Raw genomic sequence first — 23,821 nt, forward strand, 5'->3', positions numbered from 1 at the left:
GGAAGGTAACGTCGGCGGCCGTGATCCGCCGCCTCGCCGTGCTCCCGCAACCCCCGCTGCTCATCCCCGAACTGGCCGCCGGAGCGGCGGACGAGTGCGCCGAGCTGCGCGAAGCCTGCCTCGCCGCGGCGTGGCGCCTGACCAGCGCTTCACCGGACTGGGTCGTCATCGGCGCGGCCGCCGGCGCGCCCGAAGTGCCGGAACACGCGAGCGGCTCTTTCCGCGGTTTCGGCGTCGACCTCGGAGTCTCACTCAGCCGGGTGACGGCGCCCGAAATCGAGCTGCCGTTGCCCGCGCTCGTCGCCGGCTGGCTTCGCGAGCAGGGTGGCGCGTCGTCCGTTCGTGTCCACCTCGTGGACCCCGCCACCCCCGCTGACCAGTGCGAACAGTTCGCCCGTGCGCTGGGGGAGCACCTCGCCGTGCTCGTTCTCGGCGACGGTTCGAGCAGGCACGGCCCCCGTTCCCCCGGAGGTGAGGACGCGCGCGCGGAAGGTTTCGACGCCGGGATCCGCGACGCGCTGGCCAAGGCCGACACGGGAGCGCTGGCCGCGCTCGACCCCGCCTTGGCCGCCGAGCTCGGGGCCGGAGGCCGGGCGCCCTGGCAGGTCCTCGCCGGTCTGGCGGCTGGCGGTGACTGGGCCGCCGAGGTGCTCTACTCGGCCGCGCCGTTCGGCGTCGGCTACCACGTCGCGGTCTGGGAGCACGCGTGATCCGGCCCGTCGCGGTCGTCGGGCCCACGGCGACCGGGAAGACCGCCCTGGCGGTCGAACTCGCCCTCACCCTGGGGGGTGAGGTGGTCAACGCCGACGCGCTGCAGCTCTACCGCGGGATGGACATCGGGACGGCCAAGGCGACCGTCGAAGAGCGGCGAGGCGTGCCGCATCACCTGCTCGACGTCCTCGACGTCACCGAGACGGCGTCCGTCGCCGCGTACCAGCGCGACGCACGCCGATGCGTCGAAGAACTCCTCGACGCCGGCCGTGTGCCCATTCTCACCGGCGGGTCGGGCCTCTACGTCCAGGCCGTGCTCGACGACCTCAAGTTCCCAGGCACCGATCCGGACGTGCGCGCCAGGCTGACCGCCGAGGCGGACGAAATCGGCGTCGCCGCGATGCATGCCCGGCTCACGGAGCTGGACCCCATCGCCGCGACGGCCATCCTGCCGACCAACAGCCGCCGGATCGTGCGCGCGCTGGAGGTCATCGAGATCACCGGCGAACCGTTCTCGGCGAACCTCCCGAAACCCGGACCGGCGCGCTACGACACCGTCTTGATCGGCATCGATCGCGAACCGGCGGAACTCGACGCCCGCGTCGACCGCCGCGTGGAGCTCATGTTCGAGGCCGGGCTCGTCGACGAGGTCCGGACGTTGCTGGGCCGGGGACTCCGTGACGGGCTCACCGCGTCGAGGGCGCTGGGCTACCAACAGGTGATCGCCGCGCTCGACGGCGACGGTGACTTCGCGGCCGCGTCGGCGGCCACCGCACAGGCCACCCGGAGGTTCGTGCGGAGACAACGTTCCTGGTTCCGGCGGGACAAGCGCATCCGGTGGTTCGACGGCGGTTCGGAGCGGCTGGCCGAGCGCGTCCTCGAAGCGGTGGCCCAGTAATCTTGAAGCCATGGGCGGCATCGAATTCCTCAAGGGACACGGCACACAGAACGATTTCGTGCTGCTTCCCGACCCCGACGGCCGCCTCGAGCTGACCGAAGCGCGAGTGGCCGCGTTGTGCGACCGTCAGCGTGGTCTCGGTGCCGACGGCGTGCTGCGAATCGTGCGCTCGGCGGCTTTGGGTGTGGAGTCCGAAGGCGAATGGTTCATGGACTACCGCAACGCCGACGGGTCCATCGCGGAGATGTGCGGTAACGGCGTCCGGGTTTTCGTCCGTCACCTCGTCGATTCCGGGCTCGTGCCCGAACGCGACTTCGTCATCGGCACCCGCGCCGGTGACCGGCCGGTCGAGATGCACGCCGACGGATCGGTGACCGTGCAGATGGGACCGGCGGCGATCACCGGCACCTCGGTCACCGTCGTCGCGGGCAAGCCGTTCTCCGGTGTCGCGGTGAACGTCGGCAACCCGCACCTGGTCTCGGTCGTCGTCGACGACGTCGACGTGCTCGACCTGCGCGACCAGCCCGACTTCGACTCCGACGTGTTCCCCGACGGCGTGAACCTCGAGTTCATCAACCTGCTGGGCGAAAACGCGCTGAAGATGCGCGTCCACGAGCGCGGCGTCGGCGAGACGCGGTCCTGCGGCACCGGCACGGTCGCCGCGGTCGCCGCCGCCCTGCACCTCGCGGGCACCGACACCGGCGAAGCGACCGTCGACATCCCCGGCGGCCGCGTGGTGGTCGGGATCCGTCGCGGCGGGTCCACGCTGACCGGCCCGGCGGAGATCGTCGCCCGCGGCGAACTCGACGAAACCTGGTGGGACGCGCTCGGTTAGCCGACCGCGATCGGCTCCCTGGGAAGGTCGCGAAGCTTCCGGATCGGTGAGAAGACCACCCACAGCAGCGCGGCCGTCTCGCCGACCGCGACGAACCACAGCGTCCCCCGGATCCCGATCGCCTCGCCCAGCACGCCACCGATCAGACCGCCCAGCGGCAGCATCCCCCACACCACGAAACGCACGCTGGCGTTCATGCGGCCGAGCAGCCGGTCCGGGCAGACGGCCTGCCGGTAGGACACCTGCGCGACGTTGTAGACGATGATCCCGAATCCCGCGATCGCCAGCGCCGCGGGGAACAGCACGATCCGCCAGCCCGGCGCGGCGAGCGGCAGCAACAGCTGGAACGGCCAGGTCAGCAGCGGGACGAACCAGATCGACCGCGCCTGCCCGATCCGGCGGGTGATCCGCCCGGCCAGGATCGCCCCGATGATCCCGCCCACGCCACCGGTCGCCAGCACGATGCCGACGACCGCCGGTGAAAGACCCAGTTCCCGGTGCAGGAACAGGATCTCCACCGTGGTGAAGGCGCCGTTGAACAGATTCGCGGTCGCGGTGCAGGCGACGATCGAGCGCAGGGCCGCGTCGGTGAACACGAACCGCAGCCCTTCGACGATCTGGGGGAGCAGCTTCGCGTCTTCGTGCCGTTCGGGAACCTCTTCGACGGTGCGGATCCGCAGCAGGCAGAGGGCGGAGGTCAGGAAACCCACTCCGGTCATCAGCACGGCGTTGGCCGCGCCCGCCAGCTGCACGAGCCCGCCGCCGATGCCCGGCCCGGTCAGGAACGCGACCGACTGGCTCGCCTGGAGCTTCGCGTTGCCTTCGAGGAGGTGCTCGCGGCCGACCAGCGACGGCAGATACGACTGGTAGGCGACGTCGAAGAACACCGTAGCGACGCCGACGAGCGTGGCGACGATGATCAGTTGCGTCAGCGACAGGACACCCGCCCACCACGCGAGCGGAATGCTGAACAGCAGCGCCGCGCGGACGAAGTCGGCCCGCAGCATGAGCACCCGCCGCCGCATCCGGTCCACCCACACCCCGGCGGGCAGCCCGATGATCAGGAACGCGATGGTCTCGGCCGCGGTCAGCAGCCCCATCTGGAACGGCGTCGCGGCCAGCACGGTGGCCGCGAGCAGGGGAATGACGGTGTGACCGGCGAAAGCGCCGACCTGACTGGCCGTGTCGCCCGCCCAGAGCCGCCGGAAGTCCGCGTGGAAGAAGAGGGAGTCTCTGCGCACGACGCCACCTTGGCGCGAGTGATTGGAAACTGTCAATCACTTTCGGCTCTAGGCTGTCCCGGTGCCCACTCCACGACGTGCCGCCACCGAGGCCGAGATCGCCGCGATGGCCTCCGGAATAAGGCTGCGCATCATCCGGTTGACCTACTCCGAGGCGCTGACCAACAAGGAACTCGCCGAACGGCTCGATCGCGACCCGGCGACGACGCTGCACCACGTGCGCAAACTCGTCGACACAGGGTTCCTCGAAGCGCTCCCGCCGCGACGCGGCACGCGCGGTGCGAAAGAAATTCCGTATCGCTCGACCGGGTTGTCGTGGCATCTTGATTCCTGCGACAGGGGGATCGATCAGGCGATCTTCGAGGCATATCTGGCCGAGATCGCCGACGTGGGATTCGACGAGGTGCAGCAGACGCGCCTGGTCGTCCAGGTGCCGGACGAGCAGATCGCCGAGTTCGAAACACGGCTGATGGAGCTCGTCGACGACTTCATGTCCCGGCCGGTCGACCCGGAAGCGAAACGCACGGCCATCTACCTGTCGAAGTATCCCAGCAGGTAATGAATTCGGTCCCGCCGCCGAAACGTGGGACTATGGAGGCACGATGACGGAACTGACACACAACGATCTGAACGACATGGACCCTTCGACCGGCGAACTGGAGCTCGAGGACCGCGCCTCGCTCCGCCGGGTAGCGGGCCTGTCCACCGAACTCGCGGATGTCACCGAGGTCGAATACCGGCAGTTGCGCCTGGAGCGCGTCGTTCTGGTCGGTGTGTGGACCGAGGGCAGCGCCCTCCAGTCCGAGGCCTCGCTCGCCGAACTCGCGCGGCTCGCCGAAACAGCGGGCTCCGAGGTGCTGGAAGGCCTGGTGCAGCGGCGGATCCGCCCGGATCCCGCCACCTACATCGGCTCGGGCAAGGTCAAGGAGCTGCGGGGGATCGTGGCGGCCACCGGCGCCGACACGGTGATCTGCGACGGTGAGCTTTCTCCCGGCCAGCTGCGTCAGCTGGAGGAGAAGGTCAAGGTGAAGGTCATCGACCGCACCGCCCTGATCCTCGACATCTTCGCGCAGCACGCCCGCTCCAAGGAGGGCAAGGCGCAGGTCGAGCTGGCCCAGCTGCAGTACCTGATCCCGCGGCTTCGCGGGTGGGGTGCGGCGCTGTCCCGGCAGGCCGGTGGCCGGGCGGGCGGCGCCAACGGTGGTGTGGGTCTGCGTGGTCCCGGTGAGACGAAGCTCGAAACCGACCGCCGCCGGATCAACAAGCGCGTGTCCAAGCTGCGCCGTGAGATCGCCGCGATGGACACCATCCGCGAGACCAAACGTGGTCGCCGGGTGGCCAACGAGGTGCCGAGCGTCGCGATCGTCGGCTACACCAACGCCGGCAAGTCGAGCCTGCTCAACGCGCTGACCGGCGCCGGAGTGCTGGTCGAGGACGCGCTGTTCGCCACGCTGGATCCGACGACCCGGCGGGCGCAGACCCCCGACGGCCGCACCTACACGCTGACCGACACCGTCGGTTTCGTCCGGCACCTGCCGCACCAGCTGGTGGACGCGTTCCGGTCGACGCTGGAGGAGGCGGCGAGCGCCGACCTGCTCGTGCACGTCGTCGACGGTGCCGACCCGACGCCGGAGGAGCAGGTCAACGCGGTGCGCGAAGTGCTCGCCGAGATCACGAAGCGCCGTTCCGAGCCGCTCCCGCCGGAGCTGCTGGTGATCAACAAGGCCGACGCCGCCGACGAGGTGTCGCTGGCCAGGTTGCGGCACCAGCTGGCCGGTTCGGTCCAGGTGTCGGCGCGGACCGGCACCGGGATCACGGAGCTGGCCGAGGTGATCGCGGAGCGGCTGCCGAGGCCGGAGGTCGTGGTCGAGGTGCTGATCCCGTACTCGCGGGGCGAACTCGTCTCCCGCGCCCACGCCGACGGCGAGGTGCTGGAGGAAGAGCACGTCGAGACCGGCACGCGGCTGGTCGTCCGCGGCAGGCCCGAGCTGGCCGCGGCGCTGAGCGACTTCCAGACGGACGGTTCGGCTCTGTAGGGCAAGTACGTGAAGGCCCCCTTCATTGCGCTAGACGCAGTGAAGGGGGCCTTCACGTACCTTCACTGATGGTGGTGGTGGATTCGTGACCGACTTCCGGGCATGGTTGGAGGAGTTCGACACTCACCGCTGAAAGTGGCCTTCGCGACATTCCGCCCCATCTCGGCGTCCGCACCGAACTGCGCGCCGTCCCGGACGTCTCCGTAGTGTGGGGCTTCAGGGGTTCCACGGTACGGAGGTGGATGTGCGGGGGATTGTCGCGGCGACGGTCGTGCTGGCGGCGTTCATCGGCGGGACGGCTCCCGCCCTGGCGCAGGAGGTCCCGGCGCCGCAGCCGGTGTGCAAGAACAGCGACTCCCGGCTCAGCGAGCTCTCTGGTCTGGTTTCCGACGGCGAGCACCTGTACGCCCTCAACGACGGCGGGACCAAGACCCAGGTCTTCGTCCTCGGCCGCGACTGCAAGGTCCAGAAGGTCATCTCGGCCGCGACGGACCCGTACGATCCCGAAGACCTCGCCCGTACCGCGGATGGCACCTTCTGGCTTTCCGACACCGGCGACAACCGCAAGCGGCGGGACACGGTGGCACTGATTTCGCTGACGCCGCAAGGCAAAGCGACGCTGCACCGGCTTACGTACCCAGACGGGCAACACGACGTCGAGGCGCTGATCATGGACCGCTCCGGCACGCCGTACCTGATCACCAAAGACCTCTTCGGCGACTCGAAGGTGTACCGGCCGACAGGGCCGCTCGCCAGTCCGGGCCCGACCCCGCTGGAGAGCGTGGGGTCGCTGCAGATCAAAGAGACCTCGACACCCGGCGGACCCGCCGGATCGATCGGCTCGATGACCGTCACAGGCGCGGCGTCAACGGCCGACGGCTCGGTGGTCGCGTTGCGCACCTACACCGACGCCTACCTTTACGCCGTCACCGACGGAGACCTCAAGAGCGCGCTGCAACGTGAGCCCGTGCGCGTTGCCCTGCCGAACGAGAAACAGGGGGAGGCGATCGCCTTCGACCCGGACGGGACGCTGCTGTCCGGCGGGGAGGGCGTCGGCGAGCAGATCCGGGCGGTGAAGGGCGCGGCCGCGCTCGCCGTGGACGCGGCGAAATCCGAGGGCAGCACGTCGGGCGGGACCTCCGCGGCCGGTGGCACGGGCCAGGGGTCCGACTTCCCGTACCTGCAGGTCGGTATCGCCGCGGTCGTCGTGATCGGCGGCCTTCTCCTGGTCGGCAGGCTCCGCAAACGCCGAGCCTGACCGAAGCTTGCCGAGTCTGACCCGTGGTCTTGGGTGACCCGGGATCCCGGCGTGCTCCGGCTCCGGGCTACAGCCTGCGAAGAACGGCGACGACCTTGCCGAGGATCGTGGCGTCGTCACCCGGGATGGGCTCGTACGCCTCGTTGTGCGGCATCAGCCAGATGTGGCCGTCCTTGCGCTTGAATGTCTTGACCGTCGCTTCGCCGTCGATCATCGCCGCCACGATCTCGCCCGGGTCCGCCGTGGGCTGCTGGCGCACGACGACCCAGTCGCCGTCGGTGATGGCGGCGTCGACCATCGAGTCGCCGGTGACGCTGAGCAGGAACAGCTCACCCTCGCCGACGATCTCCCTCGGCAGCGGGAAGACGTCTTCGATCGCCTGCTCCGCCAGCACGGGGCCACCGGCCGCGATCCGGCCGACGAGCGGCACGTACGCGGCCTTCGCGGCCGACTGCGGCTGCTCGACGTCGATGCCCATCGGGTTGTCGTCCGTCGTGGCGAGTACACCCACCGCGCGCGGGCGGTTCGGGTCGCGTCGCAGATAACCCTTGCGCTGCAGGGCCTGCAACTGGTGCGACACCGACGAAGTGGAGGTCAGCCCGACCGCCTCGCCGATCTCACGCACACTCGGCGGGTAGCCGAACCGGCTCACCCACAGTTTGATCACGTCGAGCACCTGCTGCTGCCGCACGGTCAGGGTCTCGTCCACCTCGTAGACCTCGGGCAAGGCGCGCACCTTGCCCGAGCCCCTAGGCGCGTTCCCCGCCTTGCTCTCCTTAGCCACCGTCTCGCTCCTTCATCTCCTGCGTCGCCTCCCAGTACGTCCGGTCGCCCGGACCGACTTCGCGTGTCTTCGCCGGTGGCGGACGATCTTCCCCGCCCACGGCACCGGCGGCGTCCGCGCAGCAGACGCCCTGGTCAACGACGTTAGCCCGCCGGGACGACGATTTCAAACATCTGTTCGATGGACACGCCGTGTCGCTCGATTTTTGTCGGTGGGAGGTGGTACACATTCGCACGGGCGTTCGATAGAACGCGTGTTCGATCTTGATGCCGGGTCCCGGCCCGGCGGCGAGTGCAGCAGGACTGCGAGGAGGTTCCGATGTCGATTCTGGCCGATCGAGGACTGGTGCGGCCCAGTTCCCCCGGGCCCGTTCCGGCAGGGGTGACCCGGCCCGTACGAGTGGTTCGGGGCAGGCGTGCCGAGCCCTTGCGCCCGCCGACCAGGGCGCGGGTCGTGGCGGGTCGTCGCCCCGGTGTCGCCACCGTTGCCCCAGCGTGCCCGGCGCCGCGACGGCTCCCGCTCAGGTGGCCGTCCCTCGCCGGGATGGCCTTGCTCGTCGCCGGAGTCGTCACCGGATTGGGTCTGTTCTTGGCCGGTGTTCCCGGCGCCGCGGTGCCCGAACGGACCACGACGGTGTCCGTTTCCGCGGGCGAGACGCTGACGGATATCGCGGCGCGATTCGCGCCAGGCAGTGACACTGGCGCGGTCGTCGCCCGGATCAAGGAGCTCAACTCCCTGGAAGACGTCGTTCTCGTGCCCGGGCTGCCGCTCACGGTCCCCGTCGCGGCCGAGGTCGCGGAAGGTGGGAGGTGATTCCGAAGGGTGCTCTCACCCGTCGTGGGTGAGCTCCTCTTTCGTGTCTGATCGACCCGGCCGTTGCGCTTGCGTGCGTCCGACCAGCGATCTAGTCTCCACCGCTATATGTAGTAGTTACATGGCTGTAGTTGGTCCATAGCTTGGGGTAGACTCGGTACCAGTTGTCCACAGCTGGCCGGTGTTCACCCACCGGATGTCCACAGATCGATCCACATGTCGATCTTTTCCGTCGTTGCGTGGCGACGGGGCGGGCGTCCACTCGGGACCGGCCGGCGCGGAGGGGAAGGTGATCGGCGGATGAGGTGCCCGTTCTGCCGGCATGCGGACTCTCGGGTCGTCGACTCCCGAGAGGTGGATGAGGGTCAGGCGATCCGGCGGAGGCGCTCCTGCGCCGCTTGCGGCCGGCGCTTCACCACCTCGGAGACGATGGTGCTCGCCGTCGTCAAACGATCCGGGGTCACCGAGCAGTTCAGCCGGGACAAGGTTGTCCGGGGGGTGCGCCGCGCCTGCCAGGGCAGGCCGGTCGACGACGACGCGTTGCAGCAGCTCGCGCAGCGGGTCGAGGAATCGATCCGGTCGGCGGGGCTGGCGGAGATCCCGAGTCACGAGGTCGGCCTGGCGATCCTGGGCCCCCTGCGCGAACTCGACGGCGTCGCCTACCTCCGGTTCGCCAGTGTCTACCGCTCCTTCTCCTCGGTCGAGGACTTCGAGAAGGAGATCTCGGACCTCCGCGAGGCCATGGCTGCCACACCGGACGAGAGCGATCGAGACGCGAAAGACGGCTGATGCCGCCTCCCGCGTGGGAGTGAGGGAAAGACCCATGACCGAGACCGTGGGAACAGGTAACCCGGCCACAGCGCGGACGAATGGGAAGAAGAAGCAGCCAGGCGGGCTCGCCGTGCGCCGCGTCTTCACCACCGAGGGCGTCCACCCGTACGACCAGGTCACCTGGGAGAACCGGGACGTCGTGATGACGAACTGGCGCGACGGCACGGTCAACTTCGAGCAACGCGGTGTCGAGTTCCCCGACTTCTGGTCGGTCAACGCGACGAACATCGTCACGAGCAAGTACTTCCGCGGTGCCGTGGGCACGCCTCAGCGCGAGCAGAGCTTGAAGCAGCTGATCGACCGCGTCGTGCACTCCTACGCCAACGCCGGTCGCGAACACGGCTACTTCGCGAGCCCCGCCGACGCCGAGGTCTTCGAGCACGAGCTGACCTGGATGCTGCTGCACCAGGTGTTCAGCTTCAACTCGCCGGTGTGGTTCAACGTCGGCACGTCGTCGAGGCAGCAGGTCAGCGCGTGCTTCATCCTCGCGGTCGACGACACCATGGAGTCGATCCTCAACTGGTACCGCGAAGAGGGCCTGATCTTCAAGGGCGGCTCCGGTGCCGGCCTGAACCTCTCCCGCATCCGGTCCTCGCGTGAGCTGCTGTCCTCCGGCGGCACCGCGTCCGGTCCGGTCTCCTTCATGCGCGGTGCCGACGCCTCCGCGGGCACCATCAAGTCCGGTGGCGCCACCCGGCGCGCGGCGAAGATGGTCGTGCTCGACGTCGACCACCCGGACGTCGAAGAGTTCGTGCAGACCAAGGCCCGCGAAGAGGAGAAGATCAAGGTCCTTCGCGACGCCGGGTTCGACATGGACCTTTCCGGTTCGGACATCGCGTCCGTCCAGTACCAGAACGCGAACAACTCGGTCCGCGTCTCCGACGAGTTCATGCAGGCCGTCGAGACCGAGGGCGACTTCGGCCTGCGGTCCCGGACGACCGGCGAGGTCATCGACCGGGTCGACGCCAAGAAGCTGTTCCGCACCATCGCGCAGGCCGCCTGGGAATGCGCCGATCCGGGACTGCAGTACGACGACACGATCAACGACTGGCACACCTGCCCCGAATCGGGCCGGATCACCGCGTCCAACCCGTGTTCGGAGTACATGCACCTGGACAACTCCAGCTGCAACCTCGCCTCGCTGAACCTGCTCAAGTTCGCCACCGAGGACGGCGGTTTCGACGCGCCGTTGTTCGCGAAGGCCGTCGAGCTGGTCATCACCGCGATGGACATCTCGATCTGCTTCGCCGACTTCCCGACCGAGGCGATCGGCGACACCACGCGCAAGTTCCGCCAGCTGGGCATCGGCTACGCGAACCTCGGCGCGCTGCTGATGGCGCTCGGCCACGCGTACGACTCCGATGGCGGCCGCGCGCTCGCCGCCGCGATCACGTCGCTGATGACCGGTGTCTCGTATCGGCGTTCCGCCGAACTCGCCGCGGTCGTCGGGCCGTACGAGGGTTACGCGCGCAACGCCGAGGCGCACCAGCGGGTCATGCGCAAGCACGCCGCCGCCAACGAACTGGTGCGGACCTACCACTCGAACGACGCCGCGGTCCGCGCGCTCGCGACCCAGGAATGGAAGCACGGCATCGAACTGGGCGAGAAGAGCGGCTGGCGCAACGCGCAGGCGTCCGTGCTCGCACCCACCGGCACCATCGGCTTCATGATGGACTGCGACACGACCGGCATCGAGCCGGACTTCTCGCTGGTCAAGTTCAAGAAGCTGGTCGGCGGCGGCTCGATGCAGATCGTCAACCAGACGATTCCCCGCGCGCTGGCCGCGCTCGGCTACCAGGGCGAGCAGATCGAAGCGATCGTCGAGTACATCGCCCAGCACGGCCACGTCGTCGACGCTCCCGGCCTCCGCCAGGAGCACTACGAAGTGTTCGACTGCGCGGTGGGGGAGCGGTCCATCGCGCCGATGGGGCACGTCCGGATGATGGCCGCGGTGCAGCCGTTCCTGTCGGGCGCGATCTCCAAGACGGTCAACATGCCGGAGTCGGCGACCGTCGAGGAGGTCGAGGAGATCTACTTCCAGGGCTGGAAGTACGGCCTCAAGGCGCTCGCGATCTACCGCGACAACTGCAAGGTCGGCCAGCCGCTGTCCACCGGCAAGAAGGAGAAGGCCGAACCCGAGGCCGAAAAGGTCGTCGAGTACCGGCCGGTGCGCAAGCGCCTGCCGAAGAAGCGCCCGAGCCAGACGGTGTCGTTCACCGTCGGCGGCGCCGAGGGCTACCTGCACGCGGGTTCGTACCCGGACGACGGCCTCGGCGAGATCTTCGTGAAGCTCGGCAAGCAGGGATCGACCCTCTCGGGCGTGATGGACGCGTTCTCGATGTCGATCTCCGTCGGCCTGCAGCACGGGATCCCGCTGGAGTTCTACGTTTCGAAGTTCTCCAACCTGCGCTTCGAGCCCGCCGGCATGACCGACGACCCGGACATCCGCATCGCCACCAGCGTCATGGACTACCTGTTCCGCAGGCTGGCGCTGGACTACCTGCCGTACGAGAAGCGCTCGCAGCTCGGCATCTTCACCGCCGACGAACGTTCGGCACAGGTCGAGGCGAACTACGGCGCCGCTCCCGTCGCGGAACCGGAGAACGTCGACCTCGACGCCCTTCGGTCCACTGTGGACTCCTCGGCCGCGGAACCCGCCAAGGTCGCGCACTCGACGGCGGAGCTGGTGGAACTGAACCTCGGCACCGCCTCCGACGCGCCGCTCTGCATGACCTGCGGCACGAAGATGCGGCCCGCCGGTTCGTGCTACGCCTGCGAAGGGTGCGGGGCGACCTCCGGCTGCAGCTGATCCTCGACGGCCTGCTTCGGTGGTTGTCCGCCGAAGCAGGCCGTCGGCGAACTCGGTTGTCCGGTAGCCGCTCCGCTGCTGGACTGGTCTCGTGTTCGATGTCCGTTGGGAACGGCCGCTGCATCAGGCCGGTTCGCCGTCCGCGATGGCGGTCACCGCACGCCACCTGGTCGTGCACGAGCGGAACACGAGATTGGTCGGTCTCGAGTCCGCTGATGGTTCGGTGCGCTGGGACGTCCCGATCGGGACCTGGCCACGTGCGGTCGTGGTCGAAGAACCGTACTGCCTGGTCATCCCGCAGAACGACAGCAGACTGCGCTGCCTGGACGTCGAAACCGGTGAGGACGTCTGGCAGGTAGAGCTGGGCGCGTTCGCCGGTCATGTGTCAGTGAACGAAGACGTTGTCCTCGTGGGCGGCTGGCGCGGCTACACACCACTGTCCGCGGTGGACCTCCACACCGGCGGTCTGCGCTGGCGGGCGAAGAATCGTGGCGCCACGGCACTTCCGGCCGCCACCGCTGACGGATTCCTGCTCGGAGAGCCGGATGGCGACCGTGTGTGCTTGATCGATCGGGGTGACGGCAGGGAATTGGCGACGTGGTCCTCGCCTGGGCCGCTCGTCGGACCAGACACCGGGGCCGCCTTCGTCCCGGACGGTGCAGGCGGTTTCCTGGTGCGATGCGGCGATCGCTCGGTCGTGCGTATCCGTTTGTCCGAAAAGAGAGCCGAGACGCTGGTCCGTACCGGGCATGAGCTCTTGCCCAGAGCAGTGGAGCGGTGCGGTGGCCTGCTGTGGCTGGCCGAGCGGCGCGGTGGCTACACGGTGGTCGGTGTGTCGGATGGGACAGCGCGATGGAGGATCGACCACGACCGGCGATTCGTGTCTTCGGTCGCGCCCGTCGACGGAGGATTCGCGATCGCCGACGAGGGCGGATCATTGTTCCGGATCGACTCGGCCGGAGGGGTGAGTGCGCGTGTCCGGATCACCCAGCGGATCGGGGCTCTTTGCGAGCAAATGCCTTCGAGGCTCGTTCTGCTCGCGAAGGGGTCCTTGCTGGTTGTCGACGCTAGGAGGCCCCGATGACTGGTAACGACGAGATCGTCGACCCGTTCGGCACGCTCGGCCAGGCCCTGTGGATCTGCGGCGGTCAATGGGCCGGGAAGTCCACCGTCTCCCGCCTGCTCGCACGCCGCCACGGCATCACCGTCTACCACTACGATTTCCACGACGCCCGCGCCCATCAGGACCGCCGCATCGCCCACCGCGTCCGGAACGGTTCACCCGTCGCGGACCCCGCCCCCGAGACCGTGTGGGTCGAGCCCACACCCGAACGGATGGCCGCCGACACGATAGCCGGGTTCCCGGTGCGGTTCGCCTGGGCGCTGGACGATCTGCGCGCGCTGGTGTCCGGGCGCCCGATCCTCGCTGAGGGCTGGGGGTTGCGCCCGGAACTGGTCGCGCCGCTGCTGGACTCACCGCGGCGGATGATCGTGATGGTGCCCACCGACGACTTCCGCGAGCATCAGCTCAGCGTGCTGCCCCGGGCCGCCGCGGTGGCGCACCGGGTCAGCGACCCCGAGCGAGCGCAGCGCAACCGGGTCGAGCGAGACCGGCTTGTCGCCGAGGATGCGGTGCGTACCGCGACCGGGCTCGGTATCCGGGTGCTGTGGGTCGACGGTTCGAAGGACGCCGAGGCGATCGCGGACGTCGTCGCCGAGCACTTCGGTCCCTACCTGATCTGAGCGAGATCGACGACCAGGGCGGCCGCGGCCAGCGCGAGGAGTATGCCGGGGAGGGCGATGGTCCTGAAGACGCGGGCGCGCACGTGGGTGAGGACGGCGCCGAAGTAGAAGAGCACGAGCCCGATGGCCGCCGCGGTCCCGAGGAACGGCACGCCGAACAGACCGAGCAGCAGCCCGGCCGCGCCGGCCGCCTTCAGGGAGCCCAGCATCGGGATCCAGGACTCGGGCACGTTGACCGCCGCGGAGTTCTTGAGAACGACCGGTGAGCGGGTCAGGTCGGCGACGGCGATCCAGACGTTGATCGCGATCGTCGCGATGGTCACGATGAGATATGCGGTGAACATGCCCTCTGGACGAGGCTCGCTCCTGGAATGTGACAGCGGGTCAGGATCGCCAGCGTTCGAGCATCGCGTCGATGGCAGGCCGGATGCGGTCGCGGGCAGCCTGGCGTTCCACGCCCGCCATGAGGAGGTCGTCGTACTCGGTGTCCAGATGCCGGATCGAGGCGACGACGGCGAGGAACACCGGTCGTTCGGCCAGTTCCCGCCCGGCGGCGGAGCGGCCCACCCTGCCGCTGCCGCGCAGGCCCGCGTGTTCGGCGATGGCGCGCGCTCGCTCCGGCGGGCAGCCGGGGAACATCTCGGTGATCGCGGTGTGGAACCGGGCGGTGAACTCGACGTCTTCGTGGGCACGGCGTTCGCGGTCGCGGCCGCGGCGTCGTTCCCGGATGTCCTCGTCGGCGAGACATTGTTCTTCGGCGCTGCGCAACGCCGCGTCCTCGACCAGGATCCCTTGCCGCTCACTGCGTTTCCGTGACCGGTTGAAGCGGATGACGACGGCGGAAAGCCGGCTCGCCTTCTTCGCCCGCCGGGTCAGCGCGGTGTCGCCCGAGGGGAGGAAGACCAGGTGCCCGAGGTCGGCGCAGTCGAGGCAGTACGGTTTTTCGTTCTCGAAGAACAACAAGTCGCCGGTGCCGCCGCAGTCGGCGCAAATCCAGTCCTTCAACGCCACGGAGACGATGAGATCCGGCGCCTTCTTCTGCCGGGCCACGACTTGAGCCCGTTTGGCCTCGGACAGCCCCGGCATGATCCACTGCGTCCGGAACAAGGATTCGAGACCGGCCAGTTCACCCGAGGTGGCTTTCAGCGTGGCTCGGTCGCGAGTCGCTCCGACGTGCTCTATCTCCGTGCTTTCGAGGTCTTTTTCCTTCGCCCAGCGCTGAAGCGTGTTCAGGGCGAAGGTCAGCTTCTCCGGGGCCACCGACAACGCCGCTGTCAGCACGGGGACCCGGCCGCGGTGCCAGGCGTCGACGACGTTCTCCGAGAGCCAGCCGATGCCGGTCAGGATGCCGAGCGCGGTCACCGACTTCTTTTTGGCCAGCAGCTTTTCCGCCGTCTCGACGACGCGTTGCTCCAGTTTCGCTTCACCCTGCATCGCCGGGAATCCTAGCGATCACGCGGTTTCGGTGCGGGCCCGGTACGCCCTGATCTTGGCGCGGTTGCCGCAGCGCTCCATCGAGCACCAGCGGCGGTTGCCCGACCGCGAGGTGTCGAAGAACAGCAGGTGGCAGTCGCTCGCGGAACATGCGCGGACGCGGCCGGAGCGCTCGCCCGCGACCAGGCCGATGGCGTCGCGGGCGACGGCGCCGAGGAGTTGCTTCCCGGTGACGGGCGGCGCCCAGGCGAGCCGCCGTGTCTCCAGGTCGACGAGTGGCCTCGGGGTGGCTTCGGTCGCGCTGTTCAGCACGGCGAGGTCGTCGTCCGACGGTTCTTCGCCCCGCGCGAGGGCGGGTGCGACGCGGTAGAGCGTGTCCCGCAGTCGCTTGAGCGCGGTGAGTTCGGCGGGCCGGATCCGGACGTCGGTCAGGGGAGCGGTCAGCGCCAGTCGGGAGCCGGTGAACCAGTCGGCGAGGGCGGACGGCGTATGCGCTATCTCGTACCGCTCGTACGGGCCGGGGCCGCCGGTCAGCATGAGTTCGAGGCTGAGGCTGCCCGGATCGAACCGGTACCGCTCACCCTGGGCGTTGACGAGCAGTCTTGTTCCCGGAGTCATGTAACCACTATAGTCGGTTTCAGAAACCAGGTAAGACGGTTACGGCGGAGGCGCGATGATCGGCAAGACGAAGGACGCGGGCTGGGAGATCGGCGTGTCCAAGACGGTGGCGTATCCGCTGGACGAGGTTTGGGAGTATCTCTCGGGTCCGGGCCTGGTGGCCTGGCTGGGCGATGTGCGGCTGGAGCCGGAGAAGGGCGCGCCGTACGAGACGGCCGACGGCACCGTCGGCGAGGTCCGCGGTTACCGCGAACGCGAGAAGATCCGCCTCACCTGGCGGCCGAGGGACTGGGATCACGAGAGCACGGTCCAGGTGGGGCTTCGTCCGGCCGGGCCGGGCAAGACGACCGTGGTCTTCCATCAGGAGCGGCTCACTGGCCCGGAAGAGCGCGCCGCGCAGCGCGAGCACTGGCAGGCCGTGATGAAGCTGGTCGTCGACGGTCTCGCCGGCTGATCAGGAGAGCGTTCGCCGGGCGAGCTCGGCCAGGGTGTCGGTGATCCGTTCGACGCTCAGGCCGAGCTCGCCCGTTTGATGCAGGAACACCTCGACGGCGAGCGGTGCCAGCAGGATGTCGGCGAGCGCGTCCGGATCCCGCGTGTTCGCCTGCTCGGCGAGATGACGGACATGGGTGCGCCACAGCCGGTACGGCCCGGTGGTGAACCGCGAGTGTCCGACCTCGGTGCCGAGGACGAGATGCGCGTGCCGGGCGAGCAGGCCGATCATCGCCGCGTAGAAGGCGGCCAGCCGTTCGGCGGGCGGTGCGCCGGGCCCCAGAGGGGGAGGGCCGGTGAGCAGTCGCTCCTGCAGTTCCCGCTCGTGTTCGTCCAGCAGGGCCACGGCGATCGCCGACCGGTCCGGGTAGCGGCGGTACAGCGTCGCGCGGCCGACTCCGGCCGCTTTGGCGATGTCCTCCATGGTGACGTCGGCCGCCGGGCGTGCGGCGAAGAGCTCCTCGGCGGCCTCCAGGATCTTCGCGCGGTTACGGGCGGCGTCCGAGCGTTCCCGTCTCGGGCCGTTCGCGAGCAGGTCTTCCGGCATGTTCCGCAGCCTAGGGAATATCCGGACGCGGCGTCCACTTGTACTCGGCGAAGCAAGTGGACGACGTGTCCACTTCCTGGTCCGGGAGGCCCCGATGAGCCACCTTCTCCACCTCGACTCCAGTGCCCGCAGCGCGTCGTTCTCCCGCGAGCTGAGTGCGCGTTTCGCCGATGTCTGGCGTGCCGCGAACCCGGGCGCGGGCTACACCTACCGCGACGTGGCCGCCGACCCGGTGCCGCCGATCGGCCAGGCCTGGACCGAGATCTGCGACGCCCTCCTCCAGGCGGGGATCACCGATCCGGACGGCTACGCCTCCGTGGTGAAGACGCCGGAGCAGCGCGAGGCCTGGGCGGTCATCGAGCCGCTCCTGGCCGAACTGCTCGCCGCCGACGTCGTGCTGATCGGGGCGCCGATGTACAACTTCTCGATCCCCGCGACGCTCAAGCTGTGGATCGACCAGGTGACGTTCCCCAAGATGTCCTTGGCGGGCAAGGCTTTCGTGGTCGCGGGAGCGCGTGGCGGCAGCTACCTGCCGGGCACGCCGCGCGAGCCGGTCGACCACCACGAGCGCTACCTGCGCGACTTCTTCGCCGGGCACTACGACGTCCGGGACGTCACGTTCCTGCACTCCGAACTGACGAACGCCCTGGTCGACCCGCGGCTGAGCCCGCGCGACCCCGACCGGATCGCGTCGCGGGAGCAGGCGCTCCTCGGCGCCGAGAAAGCCGGAAGGGAAGTCTGATGGGCTGGGGAATCCTGCTGCTGGCGGGAGCCGTCGAGGTCGCCTGGTCGCAGAGCATCAAGCCGACGGAGAATTTCACCCGGTTCTGGCCGACCGTGCTGTGCTTCGTGCTCGGCGTCGCCGCGGTGTACCTGCTGTCGAAGGCGATGGACTCGATCCCGGTGGGGACCGCGTACGCCGTTTTCACCGGCATCGGCGCGGTGGGCGCGATCGTGTTCGGCATCGTGATCCACAAGGACCCGGTCAGCCTCGGCCGGTTCGCCGCGATGGCGCTGATCGTGGGAGGGGTGGTGCTCGCCAAGGTGACCGAGTGAGCCCCGGATGTCATGAAAGGGTCGTTCAGGACGAAAGATGTCCTGAACGACCCTTTCATGACACGTCAGGCGAGCTTCTCCCACAGGAACTCGAACATCAGCGCCCATTTGAACGCCAGCTGCTCGTTGTCGGCCGCCGCGCCGTGCCCGCCCTCGATGTTCTCGTGGTACCGCACGTCGTGCCCCTGCTCCAGCATCCGCGCGACCATCTTGCGCGCGTGCGCGGGATGCACCCGGTCGTCCCGGGTGGAGGTGACGAACAGGACCGGCGGGTACTCGCCTTCGCCGCGGACGTTCTGGTATGGCGAGTACTTTCCGATGAAGTCCCATTCCGCCGGATCGTCGGGGTCGCCGTACTCGGCCATCCACGACGCGCCCGCGAGGAGCTTGTGATACCGCTTCATGTCGAGTAGCGGCACCTGGCTCACGATCGCGCCGAACAGGTGCGGGTAGCGCGTCAGCATGACGCCCATCAGCAGCCCGCCGTTGCTGCCGCCCTGGATCCCGAGCCGGGACGGCTCGCTGATCCCACGCTCGACGAGGTCGGCGGCGACGGCCGAGAAGTCCTCGTACACCTTGTACCGCTTGGCTTTGGTCACCGACGTATGCCAGTCCGGCCCGTATTCGCCGCCGCCGCGGATGTTCGCGACGACGTAGGTGCCGCCCCGCGCGAGCCAGCCGCGGCCGATGACGCCGCTGTAGCCGGGGGTCAGTGAGACCTCGAAGCCGCCGTAACCGGTCAGCAGCGTCGGCCCGCCTTCGGCACCGGACGGGCGTACGACGAAGTACGGGATCTTCGTGCCGTCTTCGGACGTCGCGAAGTACTGCGAGACCGTCATGCCTTCGCTGTCGAAGAACGACGGAGCGCGTTTGAGGACCTCGACGTCACCGCCGACGTGCCCGTAGCTCAACGTCGACGGCTGGGTGTAACCGCTGGAGTCGAGCAGGTATTCGTCGCTGACATCGGGGTCGGTTCCGGTGATCTGCGCGGTGCCGAGCTCCGGGGCGCCGGCGAGCGGCTGGGAGGTCCAGCCGTCGGACGGCGTGAGCACGCGCAGTTCCGTCCGTACGTCGGACAGCGTCGAGAGCAGCAGGTGGTTGTGCGTCCACACCCAGTACTCCAGCGACGTGTGCGCGTCCGGGGTGAAGAGGGTCGTGAAGGTGCGCTCGCCCGCCATGAAGGCATCGAAGCCGGAGGCGAGCAGGGCGCCGGAGGGGTACGTCGTGCCTTCGACGGTCCAGTCCGAGCGAAGCCGGATCAGCAGCCACTCACGGTGCGAGGACGTCTGGGCGTCTTCGGGGACCTCGATGCGGTCGAGACCGGCGGCCGTCCGGACATACCTTTCCGTGCGGTAGAAGTCGATCGACCGGTAGACGAAGTCGCGTTCCCAGCCCTCGGTCGGGTCGTGGTGCGCCGACACCGAGACGTCGTCCGGTTTGCCCTCGAAGACCACCGTCGCCTCTTCGAGCGGCGTGCCGCGCCGCCATTCCTTCGCCAGCCTCGGATAGCCCGAACTGGTCAGCGTCCCCGGACCGAAATCGGTACCGATGTAGACGCGGTCGTGGTCGATCCAGCCGATCCTGGTCTTGGCCTCGGGGACGAAGAACCCGTCGTCGACGAAACGGCGCTCGTCGAGGTCGTACTCGCGGACCACGGTCGCGTCGGCGCCTCCGCGCGACAGTTCGACCAACGCGCGGTGATACCCCGGACGGAGGACGGCCGCGCCCTGCCACACCCAGTTCTCGCCGTCGGCCTCGGCCAGGGCGTCGACGTCGAGCAGGAGTTCCCACTCCGGGGTGTCGAGCCGGTACTGCTCCAGGGTGGTGCGGCGCCACAGGCCACGAGGGTTGGCCGAGTCCTGCCAGAAGTTGTACAGGTACTCGCCGCGGCGGCGGATGTACGGGATCCGGTCGTCGGCGTCGAGGACCTCGCGGACCTCGTCACGGATCCCGGCGAACCGCTCACCGGTGGACAGTTCCGCCAGCGCCTCGGCGTTACGGGCTCGCACCCAGTCCAGCGCTTCGTCGCCGGTCACGTCTTCCAACCACAGGTACGGGTCCTCGTCACTCATGCCCACAGTCTCGCCGGGTGCTCCGTCCCGGCGCCACCAGGTGTGGCATTCCGTATGCTGTGGGCTCGCACGTTTGGGGGACACCATGACCGGCACCGACGAGGTACCCAGACCGTTCGCGCCCTCGCCGCCTCGCCGGAACCCGGGGGCGGCCGTCGTCGGCCTGCTCATCGTCGCCGCGCTGACCACCACCGGGATGGCGATGGCGGGCGGACCGCGCAAGATCGACGGTCAAGCTCTCCCGGCGTCCGGCGTGTACACCTCCGAAGGGGCCAAAGCACCCGCCGCGAACGCGAAGCCCGCGCCCAAGGAGGTGCGGGAGCTGGAGACCAACCCGCTGCTGGCGGAGGGGATCGCGCTCGGCGCCGTCACCTGCCGCCTGCCCGCGATCAGCCGCGAGCCCGCGAAACTGGAGACGTACTACAAGACCTTCGTGTCCTGTCTCGCCGAATCCTGGAAACCCGCCTTGGACCAGGCGAACGAGCCCGCGTTGACGGCGACCGTGCAGGTGACGCTGCCCGAGACCAGCGCGTGCGGGAAGGCGCCGAGCGAGAACGAAGCCGTCGCCTACTACTGCGGCGGCGACACCACGATCTACGCGCCGACCCAGTGGATGCTCGGCGACGCGGGCCTCGAACGGTCCCGTCACCTCGCGACGATGGCCCACGAGTACGGCCACCACGTCCAGCGGTCCAGCGGGATCCTGTCGGCGGCCGCGGAGAAGATGTCGTCGCCGGGGGAGGACAGCCCGGCCGACAAGGAGCTGGTCCGCCGCATCGAGCTGCAGGCGAACTGTTTCGGCGCGCTCGCCCTCGCGGCCGCCGCCGGTCGCGGCTCGATCAGCAAATCGCTGGCCAACGCCGCCCTCGACGACTACGGCCGCGCCGACGACAGCGACACCCACGGCAGCCGTCGTAACCAGCTGAAATGGGCCAAGTCCGGGTTCTCCGGGAAGACGACGTCGGCGTGCAACACCTGGGCGGCGCCCGCCTCGGACGTCAAATGACCGACGAGGTGATGGCCGAGATCAACACCGGCCTCCAGCTGCACATCTCCGGCGACCGCGACGGCGCGCGTGAGAAGTTCGCGGCGTTGTGGGCACGGATCGGCGAAGACGGCGACCCGCTGCACCGGTGCGCGCTCGCGCACTACATGGCCGATGTCTGCGACGATCCGGCCGACGAGCTCTCCTGGGATCTCCGCGCGCTCGCCGCGGCGGATTCCCTCACCGACGAACGCGCCAAGGAGTACCACGCGACGCTCGCCGTGCGCGGGTTCTATCCCTCGCTGCACCTGAACCTCGCCGAGGACTACCGCAAACTCGGCGAGCACGAGTCCGCGAAGGCGCACTGGGCGCTCGGGCGGGGGACACTCGGCGCGCTCGGCGACGACCCCTATGGCCTAGGGATCATCGAGGCGTACAGCGCGCTCGCCGACAGGCTCGGTATCGAACCGGACTCTCCGGACTTTCGCGCACGGCGGTGAGGCCATAACCTGGAGTGACTCAGGTCACCCATCCGGGAGGAGCGCGTATGCGGATTTCCGATCTGTTGCGGAACAAGGGGGCGGCCGTCGCGACCGTCTCGCCGGAGACGAACGTAACCGAACTGCTCGAGAGACTGGCGGAGCACAACGTCGGCGCCTTGGTGGTCGTCGACCCCGAGGGCGGGATCGTCGGGATCGTCTCCGAACGGGACGTGGTGCGGCGGCTCAACGAGCGCGGACCCCAGCTGCTCGACGGATCGGTGTCCGCGATCATGACGAAGATGGTCGCCAGCTGCACCCCCGAGGACTCGGTGGACCAGCTGTCGGTCCTGATGACCGAACGCCGCATCCGGCACGTCCCGGTCGTGGTGGACGGCAGGCTCGCGGGGATCGTGAGTATCGGCGACGTCGTGAAGACCCGGATGGAACAGCTGGAGAAGAGTCAGGAACAGCTGGAGGCGTACATCTCCCAGGGCTGATCCCGCCTCCCGGCAAGCGCTATGAACGGTCCGTTCCTTGCAAATTTTGCAAGGAACGGACCGTTCATAGCATCCGGGGACGGCTACTCACGCCACCCCGACAGCTCGACCCCCTTCGCGACGTCCACCCGGTACCCGAGCGTCACGACGCCCTTCGCGCCCGAAGCGAGCGTCAGCCGCCAGGTGAACTCACCCAGTTCGGTCCGCTCCACCGGCTCCGGCGTGGTGCGCACGTCCCGGACGGTGATCGCGTCGTCCCGGGAGACCGGCGCCTGGTCCAGCACGGTCACGACGGCTTCGCGCGGGCTGTGGTTGACGATCGTCGTGGTGTACGCGGCTTCCCGTTTGCGGACGCCGGACAGTGTCGCCTTGCTCGCCGTGCGGTGCGTGAGTTCGCGCTCGACCCGGATCCGGTCGTCCACGCCGAGGGCGAGTTCGAGCTCCTCACCCGGCGCCCAGACGTCCAGCCGTGTGGTGCCGACGAACTCCGTCTCGTGGAACACCGACGCCTTCCCCGGCCGCAGAGTGTGCTCCGAAGTGTTGACCACGGCCGCCCTCAGGAACGCTTCCGGGGACACCGCCGGAGCGGTGATGTAGCCCAGTTTCGCCGTCAGTTCCAGTTGCGCGAGCGTCGTGCGGTGGCCCTGCGCCCCCGACGGCACCGCCACCGGGCGTCCGGGCCGGTAGGTGACCGCGGTCGTGCCCTGTTCGACGGACGCGGTCCGCATCGCCATCGCGGGGGCGGCGGGTGCCGGCATGCCCACCGACTCCGGCATCCCGCCACCCGCGGGTGACGCGCTGCCGTACGCCGCGCGCGCCATCAACGGCTGGACCGGACGTACGCGGTCGAGGAACCACGGCTCGAGTTCCGGCACTTCCACGGTGTTCGCCGGCCGCGCGGTCGAGAGGGCCAGCTCGCATTCCGGCCAGTCCTCACCGGTGTGCTGGGTGATCCGCCCGTACCAGGTCAGCGAGACGTCCTCGCCGCGGACGCGCACGTCGTAACCCGGCTCCCAGCTCGCGTTCGCGACCACATAGGACAGTTCGAGGCCGATTTCCGCGCCGTCCTCCCGGGGCTCCAGCTCGACCGTCACCGTCGCGCTGTCCACTTCGGACTGGCCTTGTTTCGCCTCGATCTCGCGGTCCAGCGCCTTGAGGTCGTCGCGGAGCCGGGCGAGGCGGATGCCGAGTTCGCGCCGTTTCCCGAGCGCCTCGGCCAGTTGCGCGCCGAGCGCGTCGGTGACCTCCGCGACACGGGGCGGTTCCGCGGTGCCCTCCGCGAGCGCCTTCGCGAAACTCTTGCCGCTGCGCGTCGCCAGCCCGGTCAGCAGATCGACCTTCGCGGTCTCCGCCGAAACAGCGTCCGCCACCTCGTCGACCACCGCTTGATCGGCCCTTCGCCGTTCGGTCAGCGCGCGCAGGGAAGCGTCCGCGGGCGCGGGATGGCGCTCGACGGCGACGTCGACCCCGGCGATGACCGCCGGGCCGGAACCGGTGACGCGGACCGAATCGGTGTCCAGGTTCCACGGCAGGCCCGCGAACGCGAAACGCGTTTCCCCGTCGAGAGCCGCCGAAGCCCGCCTTGTGATCCGGGCGTGGTGCGGATAGACGGTGACGGCGACGATCGGTGCTTCCAGGGTGCTCGGCATGCCCCCGACGTTAGTCTCTTGACACTCGTT

At 69.0% G+C, this 23,821-nt stretch carries 25 protein-coding genes; 17 read left to right on the forward strand and 8 right to left on the reverse strand.

Annotation, left to right across the window (positions count from 1 at the left end; translation table 11 throughout):
• Positions 1 to 20: 20 nt before the first annotated feature.
• Genes ACIBTM_RS33115 through dapF form a run of 3 tightly spaced genes read left to right on the forward strand, consistent with a single transcriptional unit; the run spans position 21 to position 2,444 of the window.
• Positions 21 to 710 (forward strand): class III extradiol dioxygenase subunit B-like domain-containing protein, encoded by a 690-nt coding sequence (locus tag ACIBTM_RS33115; protein WP_395881080.1) that lies wholly within the window; start codon positions 21 to 23, stop codon positions 708 to 710.
• Positions 707 to 1,609, forward strand: coding sequence for a tRNA (adenosine(37)-N6)-dimethylallyltransferase MiaA (miaA, locus tag ACIBTM_RS33120; RefSeq protein ID WP_395881081.1), 903 nt, complete (start codon positions 707 to 709; stop codon positions 1,607 to 1,609). The genes ACIBTM_RS33115 and miaA overlap by 4 nt, the downstream gene beginning before the upstream one ends.
• Positions 1,610 to 1,619: 10 nt before the next feature.
• Complete coding sequence (dapF, locus tag ACIBTM_RS33125; protein ID WP_395881082.1) at positions 1,620 to 2,444, forward strand: diaminopimelate epimerase; 825 nt, start codon at positions 1,620 to 1,622, stop codon at positions 2,442 to 2,444.
• On the opposite strand, the gene ACIBTM_RS33130 is transcribed toward dapF, so the two are convergent.
• On the reverse strand, positions 2,441 to 3,685 hold the full coding sequence (locus ACIBTM_RS33130; RefSeq protein ID WP_395881083.1) for an MFS transporter: 1,245 nt from the start codon (positions 3,683 to 3,685) through the stop codon (positions 2,441 to 2,443). The genes dapF and ACIBTM_RS33130 overlap by 4 nt on opposite strands.
• 61 nt (positions 3,686 to 3,746) lie before the next feature.
• Between ACIBTM_RS33130 and ACIBTM_RS33135 the strand changes: the two genes are divergently transcribed.
• The 3 genes from ACIBTM_RS33135 (at position 3,747) to ACIBTM_RS33145 (ending at position 6,979) form a co-directional block, all read left to right on the forward strand.
• On the forward strand, positions 3,747 to 4,244 hold the full coding sequence (locus tag ACIBTM_RS33135; RefSeq protein WP_395881084.1) for an ArsR/SmtB family transcription factor: 498 nt from the start codon (positions 3,747 to 3,749) through the stop codon (positions 4,242 to 4,244).
• A 43-nt stretch (positions 4,245 to 4,287) separates the two neighbouring features.
• Complete coding sequence (gene hflX, locus ACIBTM_RS33140; RefSeq protein WP_395881085.1) at positions 4,288 to 5,721, forward strand: GTPase HflX; 1,434 nt, start codon at positions 4,288 to 4,290, stop codon at positions 5,719 to 5,721.
• A gap of 244 nt (positions 5,722 to 5,965) precedes the next feature.
• The gene (locus ACIBTM_RS33145) at positions 5,966 to 6,979 is read left to right on the forward strand and encodes a hypothetical protein (RefSeq protein ID WP_395881086.1); all 1,014 of its coding nucleotides are present in this window, start codon (positions 5,966 to 5,968) and stop codon (positions 6,977 to 6,979) included.
• A 67-nt stretch (positions 6,980 to 7,046) separates the two neighbouring features.
• Here ACIBTM_RS33145 and lexA read toward each other — a convergent pair whose 3' ends face one another.
• The gene (lexA, locus tag ACIBTM_RS33150) at positions 7,047 to 7,763 is read right to left on the reverse strand and encodes a transcriptional repressor LexA (protein ID WP_037343289.1); all 717 of its coding nucleotides are present in this window, start codon (positions 7,761 to 7,763) and stop codon (positions 7,047 to 7,049) included.
• 318 nt (positions 7,764 to 8,081) lie between these two features.
• On the opposite strand from lexA, the gene ACIBTM_RS33155 reads away from it, so the two are divergent.
• The 5 genes from ACIBTM_RS33155 (at position 8,082) to ACIBTM_RS33175 (ending at position 13,959) form a co-directional block, all read left to right on the forward strand.
• On the forward strand, positions 8,082 to 8,576 hold the full coding sequence (locus ACIBTM_RS33155; RefSeq protein WP_395881087.1) for a LysM peptidoglycan-binding domain-containing protein: 495 nt from the start codon (positions 8,082 to 8,084) through the stop codon (positions 8,574 to 8,576).
• Between the two features lie 300 nt (positions 8,577 to 8,876).
• Entirely contained in the window at positions 8,877 to 9,365 is a 489-nt protein-coding gene (gene nrdR / locus ACIBTM_RS33160; protein ID WP_240597980.1) for a transcriptional regulator NrdR, read from the forward strand.
• Between the two features lie 34 nt (positions 9,366 to 9,399).
• Positions 9,400 to 12,216 (forward strand): vitamin B12-dependent ribonucleotide reductase, encoded by a 2,817-nt coding sequence (locus ACIBTM_RS33165; RefSeq protein ID WP_395881088.1) that lies wholly within the window; start codon positions 9,400 to 9,402, stop codon positions 12,214 to 12,216.
• A 91-nt stretch (positions 12,217 to 12,307) separates the two neighbouring features.
• Positions 12,308 to 13,300 (forward strand): PQQ-binding-like beta-propeller repeat protein, encoded by a 993-nt coding sequence (locus tag ACIBTM_RS33170; RefSeq protein WP_395881089.1) that lies wholly within the window; start codon positions 12,308 to 12,310, stop codon positions 13,298 to 13,300.
• Positions 13,297 to 13,959 carry a hypothetical protein gene (locus ACIBTM_RS33175; RefSeq protein WP_395881090.1) on the forward strand — a complete coding sequence of 221 codons (663 nt, stop codon included), beginning with the start codon at positions 13,297 to 13,299 and terminating at the stop codon, positions 13,957 to 13,959. Before ACIBTM_RS33170 ends, ACIBTM_RS33175 begins: the two co-directional genes overlap by 4 nt.
• On the opposite strand, the gene ACIBTM_RS33180 is transcribed toward ACIBTM_RS33175, so the two are convergent.
• From ACIBTM_RS33180 to ACIBTM_RS33190, 3 genes are read right to left on the reverse strand one after another with little or no spacing between them, the layout of a single operon-like run.
• Positions 13,947 to 14,303, reverse strand: coding sequence for a DoxX family protein (locus ACIBTM_RS33180; protein ID WP_395881091.1), 357 nt, complete (start codon positions 14,301 to 14,303; stop codon positions 13,947 to 13,949). The genes ACIBTM_RS33175 and ACIBTM_RS33180 overlap by 13 nt on opposite strands.
• A gap of 40 nt (positions 14,304 to 14,343) precedes the next feature.
• Complete coding sequence (locus ACIBTM_RS33185) at positions 14,344 to 15,393, reverse strand: DUF2293 domain-containing protein (protein WP_395881092.1); 1,050 nt, start codon at positions 15,391 to 15,393, stop codon at positions 14,344 to 14,346.
• An 18-nt stretch (positions 15,394 to 15,411) separates the two neighbouring features.
• On the reverse strand, positions 15,412 to 16,011 hold the full coding sequence (locus tag ACIBTM_RS33190; protein WP_395881093.1) for a CGNR zinc finger domain-containing protein: 600 nt from the start codon (positions 16,009 to 16,011) through the stop codon (positions 15,412 to 15,414).
• 55 nt (positions 16,012 to 16,066) lie between these two features.
• On the opposite strand from ACIBTM_RS33190, the gene ACIBTM_RS33195 reads away from it, so the two are divergent.
• Complete coding sequence (locus ACIBTM_RS33195; protein WP_395881094.1) at positions 16,067 to 16,465, forward strand: SRPBCC domain-containing protein; 399 nt, start codon at positions 16,067 to 16,069, stop codon at positions 16,463 to 16,465.
• Here the strand turns inward: ACIBTM_RS33195 and ACIBTM_RS33200 are convergent, their stop codons facing one another.
• A complete protein-coding gene (locus ACIBTM_RS33200) occupies positions 16,466 to 17,050 on the reverse strand; it encodes a TetR/AcrR family transcriptional regulator (protein WP_395881095.1) in 585 nt (194 codons plus the stop codon).
• A gap of 94 nt (positions 17,051 to 17,144) precedes the next feature.
• Between ACIBTM_RS33200 and ACIBTM_RS33205 the strand changes: the two genes are divergently transcribed.
• Together ACIBTM_RS33205 and ACIBTM_RS33210 are read left to right on the forward strand one after the other, a co-directional pair.
• On the forward strand, positions 17,145 to 17,792 hold the full coding sequence (locus tag ACIBTM_RS33205) for an FMN-dependent NADH-azoreductase (RefSeq protein WP_395881096.1): 648 nt from the start codon (positions 17,145 to 17,147) through the stop codon (positions 17,790 to 17,792).
• A complete protein-coding gene (locus tag ACIBTM_RS33210) occupies positions 17,792 to 18,106 on the forward strand; it encodes a DMT family transporter (protein ID WP_395881097.1) in 315 nt (104 codons plus the stop codon). The genes ACIBTM_RS33205 and ACIBTM_RS33210 overlap by 1 nt, the downstream gene beginning before the upstream one ends.
• Before the next feature lie 65 nt (positions 18,107 to 18,171).
• Here ACIBTM_RS33210 and ACIBTM_RS33215 read toward each other — a convergent pair whose 3' ends face one another.
• Positions 18,172 to 20,178, reverse strand: coding sequence for a prolyl oligopeptidase family protein (locus tag ACIBTM_RS33215; protein ID WP_395881098.1), 2,007 nt, complete (start codon positions 20,176 to 20,178; stop codon positions 18,172 to 18,174).
• A gap of 85 nt (positions 20,179 to 20,263) precedes the next feature.
• Here ACIBTM_RS33215 and ACIBTM_RS33220 point away from each other — a divergent pair, with 85 nt between their 5' ends.
• Genes ACIBTM_RS33220 through ACIBTM_RS33230 form a run of 3 tightly spaced genes read left to right on the forward strand, consistent with a single transcriptional unit; the run spans position 20,264 to position 22,142 of the window.
• Entirely contained in the window at positions 20,264 to 21,184 is a 921-nt protein-coding gene (locus ACIBTM_RS33220; protein ID WP_395881099.1) for a neutral zinc metallopeptidase, read from the forward strand.
• The gene (locus tag ACIBTM_RS33225) at positions 21,181 to 21,663 is read left to right on the forward strand and encodes a hypothetical protein (RefSeq protein WP_395881100.1); all 483 of its coding nucleotides are present in this window, start codon (positions 21,181 to 21,183) and stop codon (positions 21,661 to 21,663) included. The genes ACIBTM_RS33220 and ACIBTM_RS33225 overlap by 4 nt, the downstream gene beginning before the upstream one ends.
• Before the next feature lie 47 nt (positions 21,664 to 21,710).
• Complete coding sequence (locus ACIBTM_RS33230; RefSeq protein WP_016332748.1) at positions 21,711 to 22,142, forward strand: CBS domain-containing protein; 432 nt, start codon at positions 21,711 to 21,713, stop codon at positions 22,140 to 22,142.
• A gap of 83 nt (positions 22,143 to 22,225) precedes the next feature.
• Here ACIBTM_RS33230 and ACIBTM_RS33235 read toward each other — a convergent pair whose 3' ends face one another.
• Entirely contained in the window at positions 22,226 to 23,791 is a 1,566-nt protein-coding gene (locus ACIBTM_RS33235) for a DUF4139 domain-containing protein (protein WP_395881101.1), read from the reverse strand.
• Between the last annotated feature and the right edge of the window lie 30 nt (positions 23,792 to 23,821).

The sequence above is a fragment of the Amycolatopsis sp. NPDC049868 genome (assembly GCF_044461365.1).
GTDB lineage: Bacteria > Actinomycetota > Actinomycetes > Mycobacteriales > Pseudonocardiaceae > Amycolatopsis.